The organism is Chromobacterium sp. Panama (genome assembly GCF_003052555.1).
Lineage (GTDB): Bacteria > Pseudomonadota > Gammaproteobacteria > Burkholderiales > Chromobacteriaceae > Chromobacterium.
Genome location: NZ_QARX01000001.1, coordinates 23717 through 40842, shown reverse-complemented (window position 1 = coordinate 40842; position 17126 = coordinate 23717). Strand labels below are relative to the sequence as shown.

Below are 17126 nucleotides of genomic sequence, written 5' to 3'. Positions count from 1 at the left end.
CCGCCGCGGCCGGGCGCAATGGATTTTTGTTAATCGCGCCCCGACTGTGCTATTTTTACCCCGTTTTTATCTATAAGGAATCTTCGTTTTCATCATGGACGTTTCGTGGCTGTCTGACCCTTCCGCCTGGCTTGGCCTCCTCACGCTGATCATCCTGGAGGTGGTGCTGGGCGTTGACAACCTGATCTTCGTCGCCATCCTGGCGGAAAAGCTCCCCCCGCACCAACGCGACCGCGCCCGCATCACCGGCCTGTCGCTCGCCCTGATTATGCGTCTCGTGCTACTGGCCAGCATCTCCTGGCTGGTGACGCTGACCTCGCCGCTGTTCCACGTGCTCAGCCAGCCCTTCTCCGGGCGCGACCTCATCATGCTGGGCGGCGGTGTATTCCTGTTGTTCAAAGCCACCACGGAACTGCACGAACGCCTGGAAGGCGTGGATGAAGTGAAGAGCAACGGCCAGAAGGCTTACGCCGCCTTCGGCACCGTCGTCGCCCAGATTCTGGTGCTGGACGCGGTATTCTCCATCGACTCGGTGGTCACCGCCATCGGCATGGCCGAACACCTGCCGGTGATGATGCTGGCCGTCATCGTCGCCATGCTGATGATGATCGCCGCCAGCAAACCGCTGACCGCCTTCGTCAACGCCCACCCCACCGTGGTGATGCTGTGTCTGGGCTTCCTGCTGATGATCGGCTTCAGCCTGGTGGCGGAAGGCTTCGGCTTCCATATTCCCAAGGGCTATCTGTACGCGGCCATCGGCTTCTCGGTGCTGATTGAAGCCTTCAACCAGGTGTCGCAGGCCAATCGCATCCGCTACCTGAACCGCAACCAGTCCTTGCGTGAACGCACCGCCAACGCGGTGCTCAGCCTGATGGGCAGCAAGCTGACCAGCCCCAGCGCCGACGAAGGCAAGGTGGAGGACAGCAAGGACGCCGAGCCGCAGGAAGCTTTCGCCCAGAACGAACGCGCGATGATACACAGCGTGCTGACCCTGGCCGAGCGGCCGATCCGCGTGATCGCCACGCCGCGCGCCGACGTGCACCGCCTGGACCTGAGCCAGAGCCAGGACGCGCAGCGCAAAGTGCTGCGCGACAGTCCTTACTCTCGACTGGTGGTGATCAAGGACGGCAGCATCGACGAGCCTCAAGGCATCGTCGCGCGCAAGGACTTGCTGACCCAGTTGCTGGACGGCGGCGACATGAATATCGACGCCGCGCTGCGCCAGCCGCTGGTGCTGCCGGAAACCGTCACCGTGCTCAAGGCGCTGGAGAGCTTCCGCCAGCACTCGGCGGACATGGCCTTCGTGGTCAACGAGTTCGGCAGCCTGGAAGGCATCGTCACCCAGAAGGACTTGATGGAGGCGATCGCCGGCGAGTTTCCGGAGGAACACGAGCGTCACGAACTGCCGGCCATCGTGCCGCAGGCCGACGGCAGCTTCGACGTGGAAGGCAGCCTGGAACTGGTGACGCTGGAGCAGCACATCGTGCTGGGCGACTTCGAAGACGAAGACTTCCACACCGTGGCCGGCCTGCTGATGGACTGCCTGGAGCGCATTCCGCGCGAAGGCGATGAAATCACCGTCGGCGAATGGAAGCTGCGCGTCACCGTGCAAAAGGGCAACCGCACCGAACGGGTGCTGATCAGCCCGCTGGCCAATCTGGATGCCAGCATCTAAATCCGCCGACGCGCGGGACACGCAGGGCCGGGCTTCCCCCCGGCCCTGGTTTTTATATGTGCTGCGCTGCCGCGACGGCGCGCTCTACACCGGCGTCACCACCGATGTGGCGCGCCGCTACGCCCAGCACGCCGCCGGCAAGGGCGCGCGCTACACCCGGCTCAACCCGCCGCAGGCGCTGGCCCTGGTGCTGGTCTGCGCAGGCCACTCCGAGGCGCTGAAGGCCGAATACGCGTTCAAGCGGCTGGACCGCGCCGCCAAACTGGATTTTCTGAACCGCCATGCGCCCGCGGACGGAGATTTCTTAGTTTTCATGTCTAAGCCCGCCGCGGGCAACACAGATTAAACAGCCTTAACAAACACTTGCCCTGCCCCCTTCTAGGATGACATCTGGCAATCATTGCCATCCCAGGAGATCAAGATGAAAACGAACGCTCGCCCCCTGCTGCTGACCGGCCTGCTCGCCGCCAGCCTATTGCTCGCCGCCCAGGCCCGGGCCGAATCCGAATGGCAGAAGGAGCATCCTCGCCGCGAGGAAGTCAATCAGCGCCTGCATCATCAGGACCGCCGCATTCACCGCGAACTGAAGGAAGGCAAGATCAGCCGCGACGAAGCGCGCAAGCTGCACGGCGAAGACCGCGACATCCGCCAGCAGGAGCAGGACATGGCCAAGCTCGATCACGGCCACATCACCAAGCAGGAGCAAAAAACGCTGAATCAGGAAGAGAACCAGGTCAGCCAACAGATCAAGAACGGCAACTGATCGCGCCGTCCAAACGAAAAGCCCGCCAAACGGCGGGCTTTTACTTTGACCAGAACCTGGCTTAGAACCTGTTTACGATCTGCTGCGCGTCGGCGATACGGCGTTGAAACCAAGCTCAAAATGCTCATGTACCCGTGTACATTCCGCTTTTTCTCTCGTTTTCGCCTTGTCTCGCCTTAGCTCGCGGGATCGTGAATAGGTTCTTAGTGCTGCAAGATCTTGGACAGGAAGTGACGGGCGCGCTCGGAACGGCCGTCCAGATTGCCGAAGAACTCGTCCTTGTCGCAATCCTCCACGATATGGCCCTGGTCCATGAAGATCACGCGATTGGCCACGCGGCGGGCAAAGCCCATCTCGTGAGTCACGCACATCATGGTCATGCCCTCGTGCGCCAGTTCGGTCATCACGTCCAGCACCTCGTTGATCATCTCCGGGTCCAGCGCGCTGGTGGGCTCGTCGAACAGCATCGCGATCGGATCCATCGCCAGCGCGCGCGCAATCGCCACCCGCTGCTGCTGGCCGCCGGACAGCTGGCTGGGAAACTTGTCGGCATGCGCCTTCAGTCCCACCCGGTCCAGCAATTTCAAGCCCTTGTCGCGCGCCTCGTCCTGGCTGCGGCCCAGCACCTTGACCTGGGCGATGGCCAGATTCTCGGTAATGGACAAATGCGGGAACAGTTCGAAGTGCTGGAACACCATGCCCACGCGGCTGCGCAGCTTGGGCAGATCGGTCTTGGGCGCCCCCACCGAAATGCCGTCGACGATGATCTCGCCCTTCTGGAACGGCTCCAGCGCGTTCACGCACTTGATCAGGGTGGATTTGCCGGAGCCGGACGGCCCGCACACCACCACCACCTCGCCCTTGGCGACCTGGGTGGTGCAATCGGTCAGGACCTGGAACTGGCCATACCATTTGCTGACTTGCTTCAGGGAAATCATTGCGCTCATACAGCCAACCTCTTTTGCATACGCTTCACCAGCCGCGAAGCGCCGAAACTGATCACGAAATAGACTGCGCCGGCAAACAGCAGGAACTCATGCGGCAAGCCGACGACGTCGCCCTTGGAGCGGGCGGTGTTGAGAAAATCCATCAAGCCGACAGCGTACACCAGCGAAGTATCCTGGAACAGGATGATGGACTGTTGCAGCAAGAGCGGCGTCATCTTGCGAAAGGCCTGCGGCAGGATCACCAGACGCATCACCTGGCCGTAATTCATGCCCAGCGCGTAGGCGGCGCCGGCCTGCCCCTTGGGAATGGCCTGGATGCCAGCGCGGACGATCTCGGAGAAATACGCCGCCTCGAACATCACGAAGGCCACCAGGCAGGAAGTGAACGCCCCCACCGGCTCGAAATTGCCGGTGATCCAGTTCAGCAACAGCGGCACCACCAGGTAAAACCAGGAGATCACCAGCAATAGCGGAATCGAACGGAAGTAATTGACGTAGAACTTGGCCAACGGCGCCAGCACCCGGTTGTCGGACAGCCTGGCCAGCGCCAGCAGAGTGCCCAGCACCACACCGCCCACCACCGCCATCACCAGCAGCTTCAGCGTCAGCTGCATGCCCTGCCACAGTCCCGGCAAGGCCGGGCCGATCTGGCTGAAATCGAAATCCATCATTTGCCCCCCATCATGCCGGGAATGCGCACCCGCTGTTCAATCCAAGCCATCAGCGTCATCAGGCTCATATTGAGCACAAAATAGATGATGGTGGCCAAGGTAAAGGCCTCGAAGATGTTGGCGGAGAACTCCGCGGTCTGCTTGGTCTGCGCCAGCAGTTCCATCAGGCCGATCAGCGAGGCCACCGAGGAGTTCTTGAAAATATTCAGAAACTCGCTGGTCAGCGGCGGAATGATGATGCGGAAAGCCTGCGGCAGCAACACGTGGCGATAGGTTTGCGCCAGGGAGAAACCCATGGCCAGCGAAGCGTTGCGCTGCCCCAGCGGCAAAGCTTCGATGCCGGTGCGCACCTGTTCGCACACCCGCGCCGCGGTGAACAGGCCCAGACACACCACCACCGACAAGAAGGCGGATGTGGCCGGCGCCAGGTCCTGCTTGAACCAGGTCTGCGCGCTCTCGGGCAGCAGATCCGGGATCAGGAAGTACCAGACGAATAATTGCACCAGTAAGGGCACATTGCGGAACAACTCGACATAGGCGGCGGCGATGCCGGCCACCCAGCGATTCGGCACCGTGCGCATCACGCCCAGCACCGAGCCCAAGGCCAGGGCGATCGCCCAGCCGGCCAGCGCCACGGCGATGGTCCAGCCCAGGCCGGTGACGAACCAGTTCAGATAGATCTCGCTACCCACCCCGGTGGACTTGAAAAACACCATCCAGTCCCAGTGGTAATTCATGCTTCACTCCCACAACGCCAGCCCGCCGGGCGCGCTCATGCGCAGGCGGGCCGCGGCCGGCGCAAACGCCCGGCCACACACAAAGAAAGCGGGTACGGCCACGCGCCCCGGGCTCCGCGCCAGACAGCGGGGAGGACGGGGCGGCGGCGCGCCAACCGCGACTTACATCTGCTCGGCAGACTTGTCGGTCGGCTTGGCGATCAGCTCCTTGAATTCATCGGACATCGGGAAGTTCAGGTTCAGGCCCTTGGGCGGCACCGGGCTGGTGAACCACTTGGCGTAGATCTTGTTGACCTCGCCGGACTTGAAGGTGTTGCTCAGCGCGGCGTCCACCACCTTCTTGAAGGCGGGGTCTTCCTTGCGCATCATGCAGCCGTAGATCTCGTAGGACTGGGCCTTGCCGGTCACCACCCAGTTGGCCGGGCTCTTGGCCTTGGCCATCTCGCCGTAGAGCAGCGCGTCGTCCATCATGAACGCCGCGACGCGGCCGGACTCCAGCATCAGGAAGGATTCGCCGTGATCCTTGGCCGAGATGATGTTCATGCCCAGCTTCTTGTCGGCGTTCATCGCCTTGATCAGGCGCTCGGAGGTGGTGCCGGCGGTGGTCACCACGTTCTTGCCCTTCAGATCCGGAAAGTCCTTGATGCCCGAGGTCTTGGCGGTCAGCAAACGGGTGCCGATCTCGAAGATGCCCACCGAGAACGCCACTTGCTTCTGACGCTCCACGTTATTGGTGGTGGAGCCGCACTCCAGGTCCACGGTGCCGTTCTGCACCAGCGGGATGCGGGTCTGCGAGGTCACCAGATTGTACTTGACCTGCAGGTTCGGCATTTTCAGCTCTTTTTTCACCTGCTCGACCACTTTGTTGGCCAAGTCCACCGAGTAGCCCACCGGCTTCTGGTTGTTGTCGTAGTAGGAAAACGGAATGGACGCGTCGCGGTTGCCCAGGACGATCACGCCGGAATCCTTGATCTTCTTCAGGGTGCCGGTCAGTTCGGCTGCCATGGCCGGAGCGGCGCAGAAGGCGCCCAGAGTGGCGGCACAGATCAGGGTGGAGCGAATACGCATGAAGTTTCTCCTTTTTCACTTCCTGTGATAGACAGCCCCCGCCGACAAGGACGGGGACGGACGACTCTTTGTAGTGCGGCGGGCGCTGAACGCCCGCTCGTATTTTTTTACGTTGCCAAAGCCCCGTTACTGACGTTTGGCCTTGTGGCCTTTCGCGCTCAGATAATTGGCCAGGCGGACGTAATCCTCCACCGGCAGATTCTCCGGCCGCAATCCGGGGTCCATTTCCAGCGCGGCGAAACCCTCCGCGTCCAGCAGGCCCTTCAGATTGTTCTTCAGCGTCTTGCGCCGCTGCGAAAACGCCGTGGTCACCACCTGCTCCAGCAGAAGCTCGTCGCTGGCCACGCCGCAGCGGCCCGGCGCCGGAATCATCCGCACCACGGCGGAATCCACCTTCGGCGGCGGCCAGAACGCTTCCGGCGGCACGTGCAGGATATTCTCCATTTCAAAACGGTACTGCAACATCACCGTCAGCCGGCCGTAATCGGCGGTGGACGGCTCCGCCACCATGCGTTCAATCACCTCTTTTTGCAACATGAAATGCATGTCGGTGACTTTCTGGCCGTAAGTGGCCAGATGGAACAGCAAGGGCGTGGAAATATTGTAGGGCAGATTGCCGACGATCTTCAGCTTGCCCTCCGCCACGGAGGCGAAGTCGAAGGCCAGCGCGTCGCCGGCGTGGATGCTCAGGCGCTCGGCCGGAAACTCCTTTTGCAGGCGGCTGATGATGTCGCGATCGATCTCCACCACGTGCAAGTGCTTGAGCGCCGCCAGCAGCGGCTTGGTGATCGCGCCCAGGCCGGGACCGATTTCGATGACGACGTCGTCCGGCTGCGGGTTCACCGCATGCACAATGTTGGCGATGACGCTGGCGTCTTGCAGGAAATTCTGGCCGAAACGCTTGCGCGGAATATGTTTGTTCATGAAATCTGCTAATCAGTGCAAAGAACGGAGAAGCGCCGGGTGATTTGCCGCCGCGCCTCATTGTCGAAGTCAACTCTCAAATTTGGGCCAATTGTCTGCCGATTGTAGGCTGCCCGACAAGAGCTAAAGCCGGACCCGCGCCACAAATCTCACAATACATGCCAAACGCTTGAAAATCAGTGAGGATTTTCCCGAATCGCCGCCGCGGGCCGGGTCAGCCAGCGGCACAGGCCGGCCAGCAGCAGGACCGTCGCGCCCAGCGCCCATTCGCCCGGCAAGGGCAGCGCCGCGAGCCCCGCCGACACGCCGGCGGCGAACAGCATCTGACCGCAGCCCAGCAAGGCGGCGGCGCGGCCGGCGCCCTGGGAAAACGGCGCCATGGCCATGCCGCTGGCCGGCCCCAGCGTCCAGGCGAAGCCCACGCTCAGCACGCCGATCGGCAACATATAATGCCAAGCGCCCGGCTGGCCGGACAGCGCCAGCAGCAATACGCCGGCCAGCAACATGATGTTGAGGCCGTAACGCAACATCGCCTTCTGGCCGAAGCGGCCGATCAGCTTCAGCCCCAGGAAGCTGGCCGCCATCACCAAGAGAGCGTTGCCGCCGAACAGCAGGCCGAAGGTGGTGCTGTCCACTCCGCCGCGCGCGATCAGCACCGCCGGCGCCAGCGTCACATAGCTGACGATCAAGGCCAGCGCCGCGCAGCAGCAAGCGCCGTAACGGCGCAGCGCCGGCGTCGCCAGCACCTGGCGCATGCCCATCGCCGGGCCGGCGGCGCTGGAAGCCGCGGGCCGGGTTTCCGGCATTTTCCAGGCCAGCCACGCCGCCGCCAGCACCGCGCTGCCGGCCAGCGCCAGAAAGCAGGACTGCCAGCCCCAGCGCGCGGTCAGCCAGCCGCCCAGCAAGGGCGCCATCGCCGGCACCACGTTCAGCGCGGCGTTGAGCAGGCTGTAGCGCTGGGCCGCCGCATTGCCGGAGAAGCAATCGCGTACCAGGGTGAACGCGCACACCGAGCTGGCACTGGCGCCCAGGCCTTGCAGCGCGCGCAGACCCAGGAAACCGCCCAGGCTGTCGCTGCGGCTGGCCAGATAGGCCGCCGCCGCATACAGCAGCAGGCCGCCCAGCGCCACCGGCTTGCGGCCGATCCGGTCCGCCAGCGGGCCGAACAGCAACTGCCCCAGCCCCAGGCTGAAGATGAACACGCTGAGGCTGATCGCGACGTCGGCCTGGAAATGCCGCTGCATCGCCGGCATCGCCGACAGGTAAAGATCGATGCCCAAGGGATTGAACAGGATCAACAGAATGGCCGCCAAAGTGGCGGCGCGGGCAAACGGGGAAACGCTGGACTTGGGCATCGGGGTATGACGACAGGAGATGGGGAAGCAAGCCGCCATGATACCGGGCAGCGCGCTCCGCCGCAGCAGGCCGCCGGAAAAAAACCCGTCCGCGCGCCGCTTCCACGCCTTTAAAAACAGGAAATTGACGCCATTTGAATGGGAGCTTGCCGGCCTGAAAACGCCCGGCGTCTGATGGATTCGATGGTTGCGGCATCACGCGTCTGGTAACCTAGACGACGACCGAAAGAACAAATGAGCAGACTATCATGACCGCAAATGACACCCGGATTTACCTGTCTTCCGGCAGCCCGCGCCGCCGCGAAATTCTGGAACAGTTGGGCATGCACCTGGAGCGCATCCACGCCGACATCGACGAATCGGTGCGGCCCGGCGAGTCCGCCGTCGCCTATACCGAACGGCTGGCGCTGTCCAAGGCCGAGGCCGGCTGGCAGGTGGTGGAGTCTTGCGGACTGCCGTCCCGGCCCTTGCTGGCCGCCGACACCACGGTGGCGATGGACGGCGAAATCTTCGGCAAGCCGGAAAACGCCGACGACGCCCGCCGCATGCTGCGCGCCTTCTCCGGCCGCGGCCATCAGGCCATCACCAGCGTGGCGGTGCGCGAAGGCGAACAAGTCAGACTCAAGACCTCGGTGACCGAGGTGTTCTTCCGTCCGCTCAGCGAGCAGGACATCGAGCGCTATCTGGACAGCGGCGAGCCTTTCGACAAGGCCGGCGCTTACGGCATCCAGGGCAAGGCCGGCGTCTTCGTCGAGCGCATCCACGGCAGCCACAGCGGCGTGATGGGCCTGCCTATCTTCGAAACCGCGGCGCTGCTGAGCGAATTCGGCTTTCAGTTTCCATGAGCGCGCGGGGAACCACCATGCTGCATCAATCGATACCCCTGCCGCGCGATCTGCCGCGCCCCAAAGAACAAATCCTGGTCAACATCACCCCGCAGGAAACCCGGGTCGCGGTGTTGGAAGACGCCGTCGTCCAGGAACTGCACGTGGAGCGCGCCGCCAGCCGCGGCATCGTCGGCAACATCTACCTGGGCCAGGTCAAGCGCGTGCTGCCCGGCATGCAGAGCGCCTTCATTGAAATCGGCCTGGAGCGCGCGGCCTTCCTGCACATCGCCGACGTGCTGGAACAACGCCAGCACCCGACCGAGCCGCAACGCATCGAAAAAATGCTGTTCGAAGGCCAGACCGTGCTGGTGCAGGTGATCAAGGACCCGATCGGCACCAAGGGCGCGCGCCTGTCCACTCAGATCTCTCTGGCCGGTCGCTTCCTGGTGCACCTGCCTCAGGAAGAGCACATCGGCGTCTCGCAGAAGATAGACAGCGAAAGCGAGCGCCACAATCTGAAGTCCCGGCTGGAAAAGCTGTTGCCGGCCAATAGCCCGCGCGGCTACATCATCCGCACCAGCGCCGAGACCGCGCGCGACGACGAGCTGGCCGCCGACATCGACTACCTGTCCAAGCTGTGGTCCGACATCCGCCACAAGTCCCAGCACCTGCCGGCGCAAAGCCTGCTCTACGAGGACCTGCCGCTGGCGGTGCGCGTGCTGCGCGACATGGTCAGCGACTTCACCGACAAGGTGGTGGTGGATTCCACCGAGAACTACAGCCGCATGGTGGAGTTCGCCGAGCAATACGTGCAGATCGCCGTGGACAAGATCGAGCGCTACAGCGGCGAACGCCCGCTGTTCGAGCTGCACGGCATCGAAGCCGAGATCGACAAGGCGCTGGCGCGCCGCGTCAACCTCAAGTTCGGCGGCTACCTGATCATCGACCAGACCGAAGCGATGACCACGATAGACGTCAACACCGGCGGCTTCGTCGGCAACCGCAATTTCGACGAAACCATCTTCAAGACCAATCTGGAGGCCACCCAGACCATCGCCCGGCAACTGCGGCTGCGCAATCTGGGCGGCATCATCATCGTCGACTTCATCGACATGGACAACGACGAGCACCAGTCCGCGGTGCTGGCGGAGCTGGCCAAGGCGATGGCGCGCGACCGCACCCGCGTCACCCTCAATGGCTTCACCAGCCTGGGCCTGGTGGAAATCACCCGCAAGCGCACCCGCGAAAGCCTGGCCCACGTGCTGTGCGAACCCTGCCCCACCTGCCAGGGCCGCGGCGAGATCAAGACCGCGCAAACCGTGTGCTACGAGATCCAGCGCGAAATCGTGCGCGAGGCGCGCCAGTTCGACGCCAAGGGCTACCGCATCCTGGCCGCGCAATCGGTGATCGACATGTTCATAGACGAGGAATCGCAAAGCCTGGCGATGCTGATCGACTTCATCGGCAAGCCGATCTCGCTGTCGGTGGAAGCCACTTACACCCAGGAACAATTCGACGTCGTCCTGTTGTAAGCCGCGCATGCCATCCCGCCCGCCCCGTCCGGCGGCCCGGCTGCCGCGCCTGTTGTCCCGCGCGGCGCTGGGCCTGCTGGCTCTGATCGCCCTCTATCTGCTCGCCGCGCTGACCCTGGGCCTGTTGCCGGTCAACCGGGACTGGCGGCCGGCCGAGTCCGGCATACCGGTCTACCTGGACAGCAACGGCGTGCACGCCGGCCTGCTGCTGCCCCGCCGCGCCCCGGGCATGGACTGGGACGAGACCTTTTCCCCGCGCCATCCGCGGACCGGGGCCAATCTGGACAAACTGCCCTATGTGGGCATAGGCTGGGGCAGCCGCAGCTTTTACCTGGAAACGCGGAACTGGTCCGACCTCACCCCAGGCAAGGCGCTCTACGCGCTGTCCGGGCTGGACGGCGCCGTGCTGCACGTGGAATACCTGCCGACGCCGCGCGAAGGCGCCGCCACCCGGCGCCTGCTGCTCGCGCCGGAACAATACCGGCGGCTGACCGACTTCATCCAGGCCGCCGTCGCCCGCGACGCGGCCGGCCAGGCCCTGTGGATGCCGGGCTATCATTATCATGATCAGGACGCGTTTTACCTGGCCAACGGCCGTTACAGCCCGTTGACCACCTGCAACCAGTGGGTACGCGACGCGCTGGCCGCCAGCGGCGCGCGCACCGCCTGGTGGTCCCCGTTCGACCGCGCACTATTCTGGCAATTGAAAGACCGCTGAGGCGCGCCGCCCCAGCGCAAGGGAGTTTAGCAAAATGAACGAAGCAAACGGCGACCCGCTCTGGTCCGCCATCCGGCGGGAAGCCGAACAAGCCGCGCAAGACGAGCCCATGCTGGCCAGTTTCCTGCACATGACCGTGCTGCGCCACACCACCCTGGAAGACGTGCTGGCCTTCCACCTGTCCAGCAAGCTCGCCAGCCCGGTGATGGACGCCCGCGCGCTGATGGAATTGTTCCGCGAGGCGCTGGACGCCGATCCGGCCATCAGCGCCGCCGCCCGCGCCGACATCAGCGCCTGTTTCGACCGCGACCCGGCCTGCGACAACTACTCCACCCCGCTGCTTTACTTCAAGGGATTCCACGCCATCCAGTGCCAGCGCATCACCCACTGGCTGTGGCGGGAGGAGCGCAAAACCCTGGCGCTCTTTCTGCAGAACCGCATCTCCGAAGTCACCGGCGCCGACATCCACCCGGCCGCGCGCATCGGCCAGGGCGTGATGCTGGACCACGGCACCGGCGTGGTAGTGGGCGAAACCGCCGTCATCGGCGACAACGTCTCGCTGCTGCAGGGCGTGACCCTGGGCGGCACCGGCAAGGAACACGGCGACCGCCATCCCAAGATCGCCGACGGCGTGCTGATCGGCGCCAACACCTCCATTCTCGGCAACATCCTGGTGGGCGCCTGCGCCAAGATAGGCGCCGGCAGCGTGGTGCTGGAAGACGTGCCGGCCCACACCACCGTGGTCGGCGTGCCCGCCCGCGTGGTGGCCCGCGCCGAAGGCACCCCAGCGCTGGACATGGACCAGCGCGTATGAGCGCGGAGCGGGTTCACCTCGCCGTCGGCGACTCCGCCGCCGGCATGCTGAACGCGCTGCGGCGCGACGGCCTGCTGGACGGCGAGGTCCTGCCCTTCATCGAAGACCTGAGCGCCGGGCCGCTGCTGGACGCCGACGCCATCGATCAAGGCCTGCGCCTGGCCTGGCATCAACAACTGCTGCAGGCCCAGCCCTGGCTGCCGGAATACGAGGACGATTGGCTGCGCCGGCATCAAGCCGGCCGCAAAGCGCTGCTGCGGCTGCTGGAGCGGCCGCGGCCGCTCACCGTCTGGCAAGGCCGCAACGCCGGCGACCGCCTGGCGCTGGCGCTGCTGGCCGAGCAACTGCCGGCGGACTGTCCCTTGACCGTCTGCGCCGCGCCGGAGCCCGTCTGGCAGGCCGGCGACGAGATGGCGGAATGGAGCATGGCCATGCTGCCGCTGGAACGGCTGGCGGATTACCGGCGGCGGGAGCGCCCGCTGGCTGCCGGCGAACGCCAGACGCTGGCCTCGCAATGGCGCCGCTGGCGCGAACACGGCCAAGGCCTGCGCCACCTGCAAGACGATGACGTCGTCGAAGCGCCGCTGGACCGCTACGACGCGCTGTTGCTGGAGCTGAGCGGCGAGCAGCCGCGCGCGGTGTCCCGCCTGGTCGGCGACGCCCTCGTCCACATCCGGGAAGCGCTGCTGTCCTCCGACATCCTGTTCTGGCGCGTCCAGCAGTTGCTGCGCGCGGGCCGGCTCCGCGCCGAAACCATGGCCGGCGGCGGCTCCTCGCCCTTCATCCGCGTCGGCGGCTGAACCGACGTTGCCGCGACGCGACACCCCCGCGGCCCGCGCTTGGTGATGCCGGGAGCCGCGGGTAAAATCCCAGCCCTCGGCGCCTGCCCCGCCATTGAATGGCAGCGTCCTGCAATCCTCAGGAACCCCACCCCATGAATGTCAGAGTTGTCGACTACCACGCGCCGGACGCGGCGGAACAATTCACCCGCTCCCTGCACGAAACCGGCTTCGGCGTGCTGGTCAACCATCCGATCCCGCAAAGCCTGGTGGAAAAGATCTACGCCGACTGGCTGGCCTTCTTCAACAGCCAGACCAAATACGACTACGCCTTTTCCATGGAACGTCAGGACGGCTGGTTCTCCCCGGAGGTATCGGAAACCGCCAAGGGCGCAAGCCTGAAAGACATCAAGGAATACTTCCACATCTACCCCTGGGGCCGCGTGCCGCCGGAACTCAAGGCCGACGCCGACCACTACTACGCCGTCGCCAACCAGCTGGCGCAGGAGCTGCTGTCCTGGGTGCAGCAATACACACCGGCCCATATCGCCGCCAGCTACACCGAGCCGCTGTCCCACATGATCGCCGACAGCCAGAAAACCCTGCTGCGCGTGCTGCGCTATCCGCCGCTCACCGGCCAAGAGCCGGCCGGCTCGCTGCGCGCCGCCGCCCACGGCGACATCAATCTGCTGACCATCCTGCCCGCCGCCAACGAGCCCGGCCTGCAAGTGCAGGACAAGCAAGGCGAATGGCTGGACGTGCCCTGTGATTTCGGCACCCTGGTGGTCAATATCGGCGACATGCTGCAAGAGGCCTCCGGCGGCTACTATCCGTCCACCCAACACCGCGTGGTCAACCCCAGCGGCGAAGGCGCGACCAAGAGCCGCATCTCGCTGCCGCTCTTCCTGCACCCGCGTCCGGAAGTGGTGCTGTCCGAACGCTATACCGCGGACAGCTATCTGAACGAGCGCCTGCGCGAACTGGGCGTCAAGATGTAAGAACCGCCGCGCGTCGCGCGGCGTAACCCGGTGGGTGCGGCTTCGCAGCCTCATCCATCGTCCCCTTGCCGCAACGCCTTGTCTCGCCTGCGCTCGCGCGATCGTGAACAGACGGCAAACCCCTCGCAGCGGCGGCTTCCCACCGCCGCTGGCGGCCCTCCGCAATCAAATCCAAAAATTCATTAGTAAAATGCTATCGCTCTGAGCAAAATATTCAACTGGCCCACTCAAATGATAATGACTATCATTCAATGAGTACTCAACGTGGAGCCCTGCCATGCTCAAGACCATTACTTTCGCCATCTGCCACTTCACCGTCGCCTTCAGCGTGGCTTATCTGCTGACCGGCAATATCGGCGTCTCCAGCCTGCTGGCCCTGGTGGAACCGCTGGTCAACACCGTGGCCTATTACTTCCACGAGAAGGTGTGGGACCGCATCCGCGGCCGCAAGGCCCAAGCCGCCGAAACCGGCGCCGCCGGACACAACGCCCTGTTCCATCAGCACTGACGCCAACGGCGCCGCGCCCCTGTCCGGGCGCGGCCTTGCTTTCGCGGCGCTTCGTCCCGCTCCATGTCAATGAATTTCTGTATTGACAGAAATTTCGGAAACAACTATCGTAAGCACCATGGAACTGACACCCGTATCCCAACGCTTCGTGCTGCACTGGGGCGAAATGGGCACCCGCTGGGGCGTGAACCGCACCGTCGCTCAAATACACGCGCTGCTCTTCATCACCGGCCGCCCGCTGAACGCCGAAGAACTGGCCGACACCCTCAACGTGGCCCGCTCCAACATCAGCAACAGCCTGAAAGAGCTGCAGAACTGGCAGCTGATCCGCATCGTGCACGTGCTGGGCGACCGCCGCGACCACTTTGAAACTTCGGGCGACGTTTGGGAACTGTTCCGCATCATCGTGGCGGAGCGGCAGCGCCGTGAAATCGAGCCCACCCTGCTGGTGCTGAAGGAATGCATGGACAGCCCTGACTTCCAGCAGGAGAGCCCGCTGGCGCAGGAACGCATCCGCAACACCTGGCAGTTCATGGACACTCTCACCTCCTGGACTCGGGAAATGCTGCGCCTGTCCACCGCCACGCTGAGCCGGGTGCTGAAGATGGGCGCCAGCATTCAGAAACTGCTGGGACGGGATAAATAAGTTCGCCGCGCACGCGGGCGGCGCCGGGCGGCCTTGCGCCGCCGGAAACCCCGCGCATTTTTTTTGCCATCACATTTCTGTTTTGACAGAAATTTCAGAAACAAAGGAGAACACCATGAGCGGATTCATCACCAGCATGATCATCGTCCCCCTGCTGTGCTGGTGGCTGCTGGCCGGCCCCTTGCGGCAAGTGACCCAGGCCCTGTGCGAGCACGGCGCGGGCGGCCCGTTCTGGCAGCGCGCCTTCTTGATCCTGATCCTGGCTGGACCGCTGCTGGCCGTGCTGCTGTTCGCGCCGGACGCCCCTTCCGCCTCTCTATGGCTGGACATCCGTGCCATCCTGATGTGGGCGCTGCTGGGCGTGGTGGCCCAGTTGCTGGTGCTGCTGCGCCTGGTCTGGCGGCAGGTGGCGCCCCGCCCCGTCGCGCGGCAGGCCCAGCCCCTGCCCGCCGCGCCTCAGGAGACCGCGCAATGAAGATACTGCTCTTGGGCGGCGGCGGCTTCATCGGACGGCCGCTGCGCCAGCGGCTGGAACGGGACGGGCACCAAGTCAGCGCGCCCTCGCGCCGGCAGCTGGACCTGCGCCAGCCGCGCGCCGACTGGCGTCAATGGCTGGAAGGCGTCGACACGGTGGTCAACGCCGCCGGCCAGTTGCTGGACCGCCCAGCCGGCGCGCTGGAAGCCGTTCATCACTTGGGACCGCTGCAGTTGGCCAGCATGGCCTATCAAGCCGATGTGCGCCGCTGGGTGCAACTGTCGGCCTTGGGCGCGGACCCGCAGGCCGCCACCCCGTTCCTGGCCGGCAAGGGCCGCGGCGACGCCGCCCTGCTGGCCAGCGGCCTGGAAGCCCGCATCGCGCGGCCCTCGCTGATCTACGGCCCGCAAGGCGCCAGCAGCCGGCTATTGCTGCAACTGGCGCGGCTGCCCCTGTGGCTGCTGCCCGACGGCGGCAATCAGCGCATCCAGCCGCTGGCGCTGGACGACGCGGTGGAGGGGCTGGCGCGGCTGGCCTTGGCCGACGACGCGCCGGAAGGCGTCATCGAGTTCGTCGGCGCCGAGGCGCTGACCCTGGCCGACTACCTGCGCCAGTTGCGTCGATTGCAAGGACTGAACGCCCCGGCCTACATCCTCAACCTGCCGCCCCAGGCCAGCCGGACACTGGCGGCTTTGGCCGAACGCTGGCCGTCCAGCCTGATCAGCCGCGACACCCTGGAGATGCTGAACCACGGCAGCTGCGGCGACCCGTCCACCCTCGGCGCGCTGCTGCAACGCGCGCCGCTGGCCAGCGGCCAATTCCGGGAAGCGCCATGACGCCCTCCACGCGCAACATCGAATACGCGTTGGCGGCGCTGTGGCTGTGGAGCGGCCTGCAGCCGCCGCTCAGCGCCTGGGACGCGTCCGTCGCCATGCTGCAGCGGCTGCCCTTGCCCGCCGCCTGGGCCGCGCCGCTCTTCCTCGCCGCCTGCGGCCTGGACCTCGTCTTCGGCCTGCTGACGCTGGGACGCCCCTGCCGCGCCTTATGGCGGACCCAGGCCGCCGTCGTCGCCGGCTACAGCCTGACGTTGGCGCTCTGGCTGCCGGAAAACTGGCTGCATCCGTTCGCCCCCTTAGTGAAAAACCTGCCCATCCTGGCCATGCTGCTGTGGCTGGGCGCCCGCCGGGAGACTTCCGCATGAACGCCTATCTCGTGGTCAAAACCCTGCACATCCTGTCCGCCACCCTGATGGTGGGCACCGGCTTCGGCTCCGCCTTCTACCTGTTCTTCGCCAACCGCGGCCGCCAGACCGCGGCCCAGGCCGAAGTGGCGCGGCTGGTGGTGCGCGCCGACTGGTGGTTCACCACGCCGGCGGTGATCTTCCAACCGCTGTCCGGCCTGTGGCTGGCGCGGCAGGCCGGCTGGCCGCTCTCCAGCGACTGGCTGCTCGCCTCCATCGGCCTGTTCCTGTTCGCCGGCCTGTGCTGGCTGCCGGTGCTGCGGCTGCAAACCCGCATGGCGGCGATGGCGCACGCCGCCGTCGCCGCCGGCCAGCCGCTGCCCGTGCGCTACTGGCGCTACGCCCGCTATTGGGAATGCCTGGGCTATCCGGCCTTCCTGGCCATGCTTACGACATACTTTCTAATGGTGATAAAACCGGGAGCTTGAGTAGGAATAAGGATAGAATGT

The 17126-nt window shown here is 64.9% G+C and carries 22 protein-coding genes; 16 read left to right on the top strand and 6 right to left on the bottom strand.

Going from position 1 to position 17126, the window contains the following annotated elements; all coding sequences use genetic code 11:
- The first annotated feature begins 94 nt into the window (after positions 1-94).
- The 3 genes from DB032_RS00200 (at position 95) to DB032_RS00190 (ending at position 2438) form a co-directional block, all read left to right on the top strand.
- Complete coding sequence (locus DB032_RS00200) at positions 95-1675, top strand: TerC family protein (RefSeq protein WP_107797782.1); 1581 nt, start codon at positions 95-97, stop codon at positions 1673-1675.
- Entirely contained in the window at positions 1662-2021 is a 360-nt protein-coding gene (locus DB032_RS00195) for a GIY-YIG nuclease family protein (protein ID WP_107797781.1), read from the top strand. Before DB032_RS00200 ends, DB032_RS00195 begins: the two co-directional genes overlap by 14 nt.
- Positions 2022-2096: 75 nt before the next feature.
- Positions 2097-2438 (top strand): hypothetical protein, encoded by a 342-nt coding sequence (locus tag DB032_RS00190; protein WP_199225780.1) that lies wholly within the window; start codon positions 2097-2099, stop codon positions 2436-2438.
- A 203-nt stretch (positions 2439-2641) separates the two neighbouring features.
- Here the strand turns inward: DB032_RS00190 and DB032_RS00185 are convergent, their stop codons facing one another.
- From DB032_RS00185 to DB032_RS00160, 6 genes are all read right to left on the bottom strand, one after another.
- Positions 2642-3376: an amino acid ABC transporter ATP-binding protein gene (locus tag DB032_RS00185; protein WP_107797780.1), complete on the bottom strand. Its 735-nt coding sequence runs from the start codon at positions 3374-3376 to the stop codon at positions 2642-2644.
- Between the two features lie 5 nt (positions 3377-3381).
- Positions 3382-4056 carry an amino acid ABC transporter permease gene (locus DB032_RS00180; RefSeq protein ID WP_107797779.1) on the bottom strand — a complete coding sequence of 225 codons (675 nt, stop codon included), beginning with the start codon at positions 4054-4056 and terminating at the stop codon, positions 3382-3384.
- Positions 4053-4793: an amino acid ABC transporter permease gene (locus tag DB032_RS00175; protein ID WP_107797778.1), complete on the bottom strand. Its 741-nt coding sequence runs from the start codon at positions 4791-4793 to the stop codon at positions 4053-4055. The genes DB032_RS00180 and DB032_RS00175 overlap by 4 nt, the downstream gene beginning before the upstream one ends.
- A 162-nt stretch (positions 4794-4955) precedes the next feature.
- Positions 4956-5861: a glutamate/aspartate ABC transporter substrate-binding protein gene (locus DB032_RS00170; RefSeq protein WP_107797777.1), complete on the bottom strand. Its 906-nt coding sequence runs from the start codon at positions 5859-5861 to the stop codon at positions 4956-4958.
- A gap of 126 nt (positions 5862-5987) precedes the next feature.
- Positions 5988-6785, bottom strand: coding sequence for a 16S rRNA (adenine(1518)-N(6)/adenine(1519)-N(6))-dimethyltransferase RsmA (rsmA, locus tag DB032_RS00165; protein ID WP_107797776.1), 798 nt, complete (start codon positions 6783-6785; stop codon positions 5988-5990).
- Between the two features lie 176 nt (positions 6786-6961).
- Positions 6962-8140 (bottom strand): Bcr/CflA family efflux MFS transporter, encoded by a 1179-nt coding sequence (locus DB032_RS00160; RefSeq protein WP_158274201.1) that lies wholly within the window; start codon positions 8138-8140, stop codon positions 6962-6964.
- Between the two features lie 19 nt (positions 8141-8159).
- Here DB032_RS00160 and DB032_RS24025 point away from each other — a divergent pair, with 19 nt between their 5' ends.
- The 13 genes from DB032_RS24025 to DB032_RS00100 all read left to right on the top strand — a co-directional run bounded on the left by DB032_RS24025 (position 8160) and on the right by DB032_RS00100 (position 17105).
- Positions 8160-8315 (top strand): hypothetical protein, encoded by a 156-nt coding sequence (locus tag DB032_RS24025; protein ID WP_158274200.1) that lies wholly within the window; start codon positions 8160-8162, stop codon positions 8313-8315.
- A gap of 73 nt (positions 8316-8388) precedes the next feature.
- Positions 8389-8985 carry a nucleoside triphosphate pyrophosphatase gene (locus tag DB032_RS00155; protein ID WP_107797774.1) on the top strand — a complete coding sequence of 199 codons (597 nt, stop codon included), beginning with the start codon at positions 8389-8391 and terminating at the stop codon, positions 8983-8985.
- A 17-nt stretch (positions 8986-9002) separates the two neighbouring features.
- On the top strand, positions 9003-10499 hold the full coding sequence (gene rng, locus DB032_RS00150) for a ribonuclease G (protein ID WP_048413615.1): 1497 nt from the start codon (positions 9003-9005) through the stop codon (positions 10497-10499).
- A 7-nt stretch (positions 10500-10506) separates the two neighbouring features.
- Positions 10507-11217, top strand: a complete 711-nt coding sequence (locus tag DB032_RS00145; RefSeq protein ID WP_107797773.1) for a TIGR02117 family protein — start codon at positions 10507-10509, stop codon at positions 11215-11217.
- A gap of 34 nt (positions 11218-11251) precedes the next feature.
- Positions 11252-12031: a serine O-acetyltransferase gene (gene cysE, locus DB032_RS00140; protein WP_107797772.1), complete on the top strand. Its 780-nt coding sequence runs from the start codon at positions 11252-11254 to the stop codon at positions 12029-12031.
- Positions 12028-12831, top strand: coding sequence for a DUF3658 domain-containing protein (locus DB032_RS00135; RefSeq protein WP_107797771.1), 804 nt, complete (start codon positions 12028-12030; stop codon positions 12829-12831). The genes cysE and DB032_RS00135 overlap by 4 nt, the downstream gene beginning before the upstream one ends.
- 134 nt (positions 12832-12965) lie before the next feature.
- Positions 12966-13808 (top strand): isopenicillin N synthase family oxygenase, encoded by an 843-nt coding sequence (locus tag DB032_RS00130; protein WP_107797770.1) that lies wholly within the window; start codon positions 12966-12968, stop codon positions 13806-13808.
- 277 nt (positions 13809-14085) lie between these two features.
- Positions 14086-14316: a DUF2061 domain-containing protein gene (locus DB032_RS00125; RefSeq protein ID WP_019102374.1), complete on the top strand. Its 231-nt coding sequence runs from the start codon at positions 14086-14088 to the stop codon at positions 14314-14316.
- A gap of 118 nt (positions 14317-14434) precedes the next feature.
- Positions 14435-14962, top strand: coding sequence for a GbsR/MarR family transcriptional regulator (locus tag DB032_RS00120; RefSeq protein WP_107797769.1), 528 nt, complete (start codon positions 14435-14437; stop codon positions 14960-14962).
- 115 nt (positions 14963-15077) lie between these two features.
- Complete coding sequence (locus DB032_RS24020; protein WP_107797768.1) at positions 15078-15437, top strand: hypothetical protein; 360 nt, start codon at positions 15078-15080, stop codon at positions 15435-15437.
- The gene (locus DB032_RS00110) at positions 15434-16273 is read left to right on the top strand and encodes an NAD-dependent epimerase/dehydratase family protein (protein WP_107797767.1); all 840 of its coding nucleotides are present in this window, start codon (positions 15434-15436) and stop codon (positions 16271-16273) included. The genes DB032_RS24020 and DB032_RS00110 overlap by 4 nt, the downstream gene beginning before the upstream one ends.
- The gene (locus tag DB032_RS00105) at positions 16270-16638 is read left to right on the top strand and encodes a DoxX-like family protein (RefSeq protein WP_107797766.1); all 369 of its coding nucleotides are present in this window, start codon (positions 16270-16272) and stop codon (positions 16636-16638) included. Before DB032_RS00110 ends, DB032_RS00105 begins: the two co-directional genes overlap by 4 nt.
- Positions 16635-17105 (top strand): DUF2269 domain-containing protein, encoded by a 471-nt coding sequence (locus tag DB032_RS00100; protein ID WP_107797765.1) that lies wholly within the window; start codon positions 16635-16637, stop codon positions 17103-17105. The genes DB032_RS00105 and DB032_RS00100 overlap by 4 nt, the downstream gene beginning before the upstream one ends.
- Positions 17106-17126 lie beyond the last annotated feature (21 nt).

Bases quoted from the DNA above. Each gene is read 5' to 3' on its own strand.
- DB032_RS00130 (WP_107797770.1), top strand. From the start codon at position 12,966: ATGAATGTCAGAGTTGTCGACTACCACGCGCCGGACGCGGCGGAACAA.
- DB032_RS00105 (WP_107797766.1), top strand. From the start codon at position 16,270: ATGACGCCCTCCACGCGCAACATCGAATACGCGTTGGCGGCGCTGTGG.
- DB032_RS00110 (WP_107797767.1), top strand. From the start codon at position 15,434: ATGAAGATACTGCTCTTGGGCGGCGGCGGCTTCATCGGACGGCCGCTG.
- DB032_RS00120 (WP_107797769.1), top strand. From the start codon at position 14,435: ATGGAACTGACACCCGTATCCCAACGCTTCGTGCTGCACTGGGGCGAA.
- DB032_RS00175 (WP_107797778.1), bottom strand. From the start codon at position 4,793: ATGAATTACCACTGGGACTGGATGGTGTTTTTCAAGTCCACCGGGGTG.
- DB032_RS00185 (WP_107797780.1), bottom strand. From the start codon at position 3,376: ATGATTTCCCTGAAGCAAGTCAGCAAATGGTATGGCCAGTTCCAGGTC.
- rng (WP_048413615.1), top strand. From the start codon at position 9,003: ATGCTGCATCAATCGATACCCCTGCCGCGCGATCTGCCGCGCCCCAAA.
- DB032_RS00195 (WP_107797781.1), top strand. From the start codon at position 1,662: ATGCCAGCATCTAAATCCGCCGACGCGCGGGACACGCAGGGCCGGGCT.
- DB032_RS00190 (WP_199225780.1), top strand. From the start codon at position 2,097: ATGAAAACGAACGCTCGCCCCCTGCTGCTGACCGGCCTGCTCGCCGCC.
- cysE (WP_107797772.1), top strand. From the start codon at position 11,252: ATGAACGAAGCAAACGGCGACCCGCTCTGGTCCGCCATCCGGCGGGAA.
- DB032_RS24025 (WP_158274200.1), top strand. From the start codon at position 8,160: ATGGGGAAGCAAGCCGCCATGATACCGGGCAGCGCGCTCCGCCGCAGC.
- DB032_RS24020 (WP_107797768.1), top strand. From the start codon at position 15,078: ATGAGCGGATTCATCACCAGCATGATCATCGTCCCCCTGCTGTGCTGG.
- DB032_RS00100 (WP_107797765.1), top strand. From the start codon at position 16,635: ATGAACGCCTATCTCGTGGTCAAAACCCTGCACATCCTGTCCGCCACC.
- DB032_RS00155 (WP_107797774.1), top strand. From the start codon at position 8,389: ATGACCGCAAATGACACCCGGATTTACCTGTCTTCCGGCAGCCCGCGC.
- DB032_RS00125 (WP_019102374.1), top strand. From the start codon at position 14,086: ATGCTCAAGACCATTACTTTCGCCATCTGCCACTTCACCGTCGCCTTC.
- DB032_RS00160 (WP_158274201.1), bottom strand. From the start codon at position 8,140: ATGCCCAAGTCCAGCGTTTCCCCGTTTGCCCGCGCCGCCACTTTGGCG.
- DB032_RS00200 (WP_107797782.1), top strand. From the start codon at position 95: ATGGACGTTTCGTGGCTGTCTGACCCTTCCGCCTGGCTTGGCCTCCTC.
- DB032_RS00180 (WP_107797779.1), bottom strand. From the start codon at position 4,056: ATGATGGATTTCGATTTCAGCCAGATCGGCCCGGCCTTGCCGGGACTG.
- rsmA (WP_107797776.1), bottom strand. From the start codon at position 6,785: ATGAACAAACATATTCCGCGCAAGCGTTTCGGCCAGAATTTCCTGCAA.
- DB032_RS00145 (WP_107797773.1), top strand. From the start codon at position 10,507: ATGCCATCCCGCCCGCCCCGTCCGGCGGCCCGGCTGCCGCGCCTGTTG.
- DB032_RS00170 (WP_107797777.1), bottom strand. From the start codon at position 5,861: ATGCGTATTCGCTCCACCCTGATCTGTGCCGCCACTCTGGGCGCCTTC.
- DB032_RS00135 (WP_107797771.1), top strand. From the start codon at position 12,028: ATGAGCGCGGAGCGGGTTCACCTCGCCGTCGGCGACTCCGCCGCCGGC.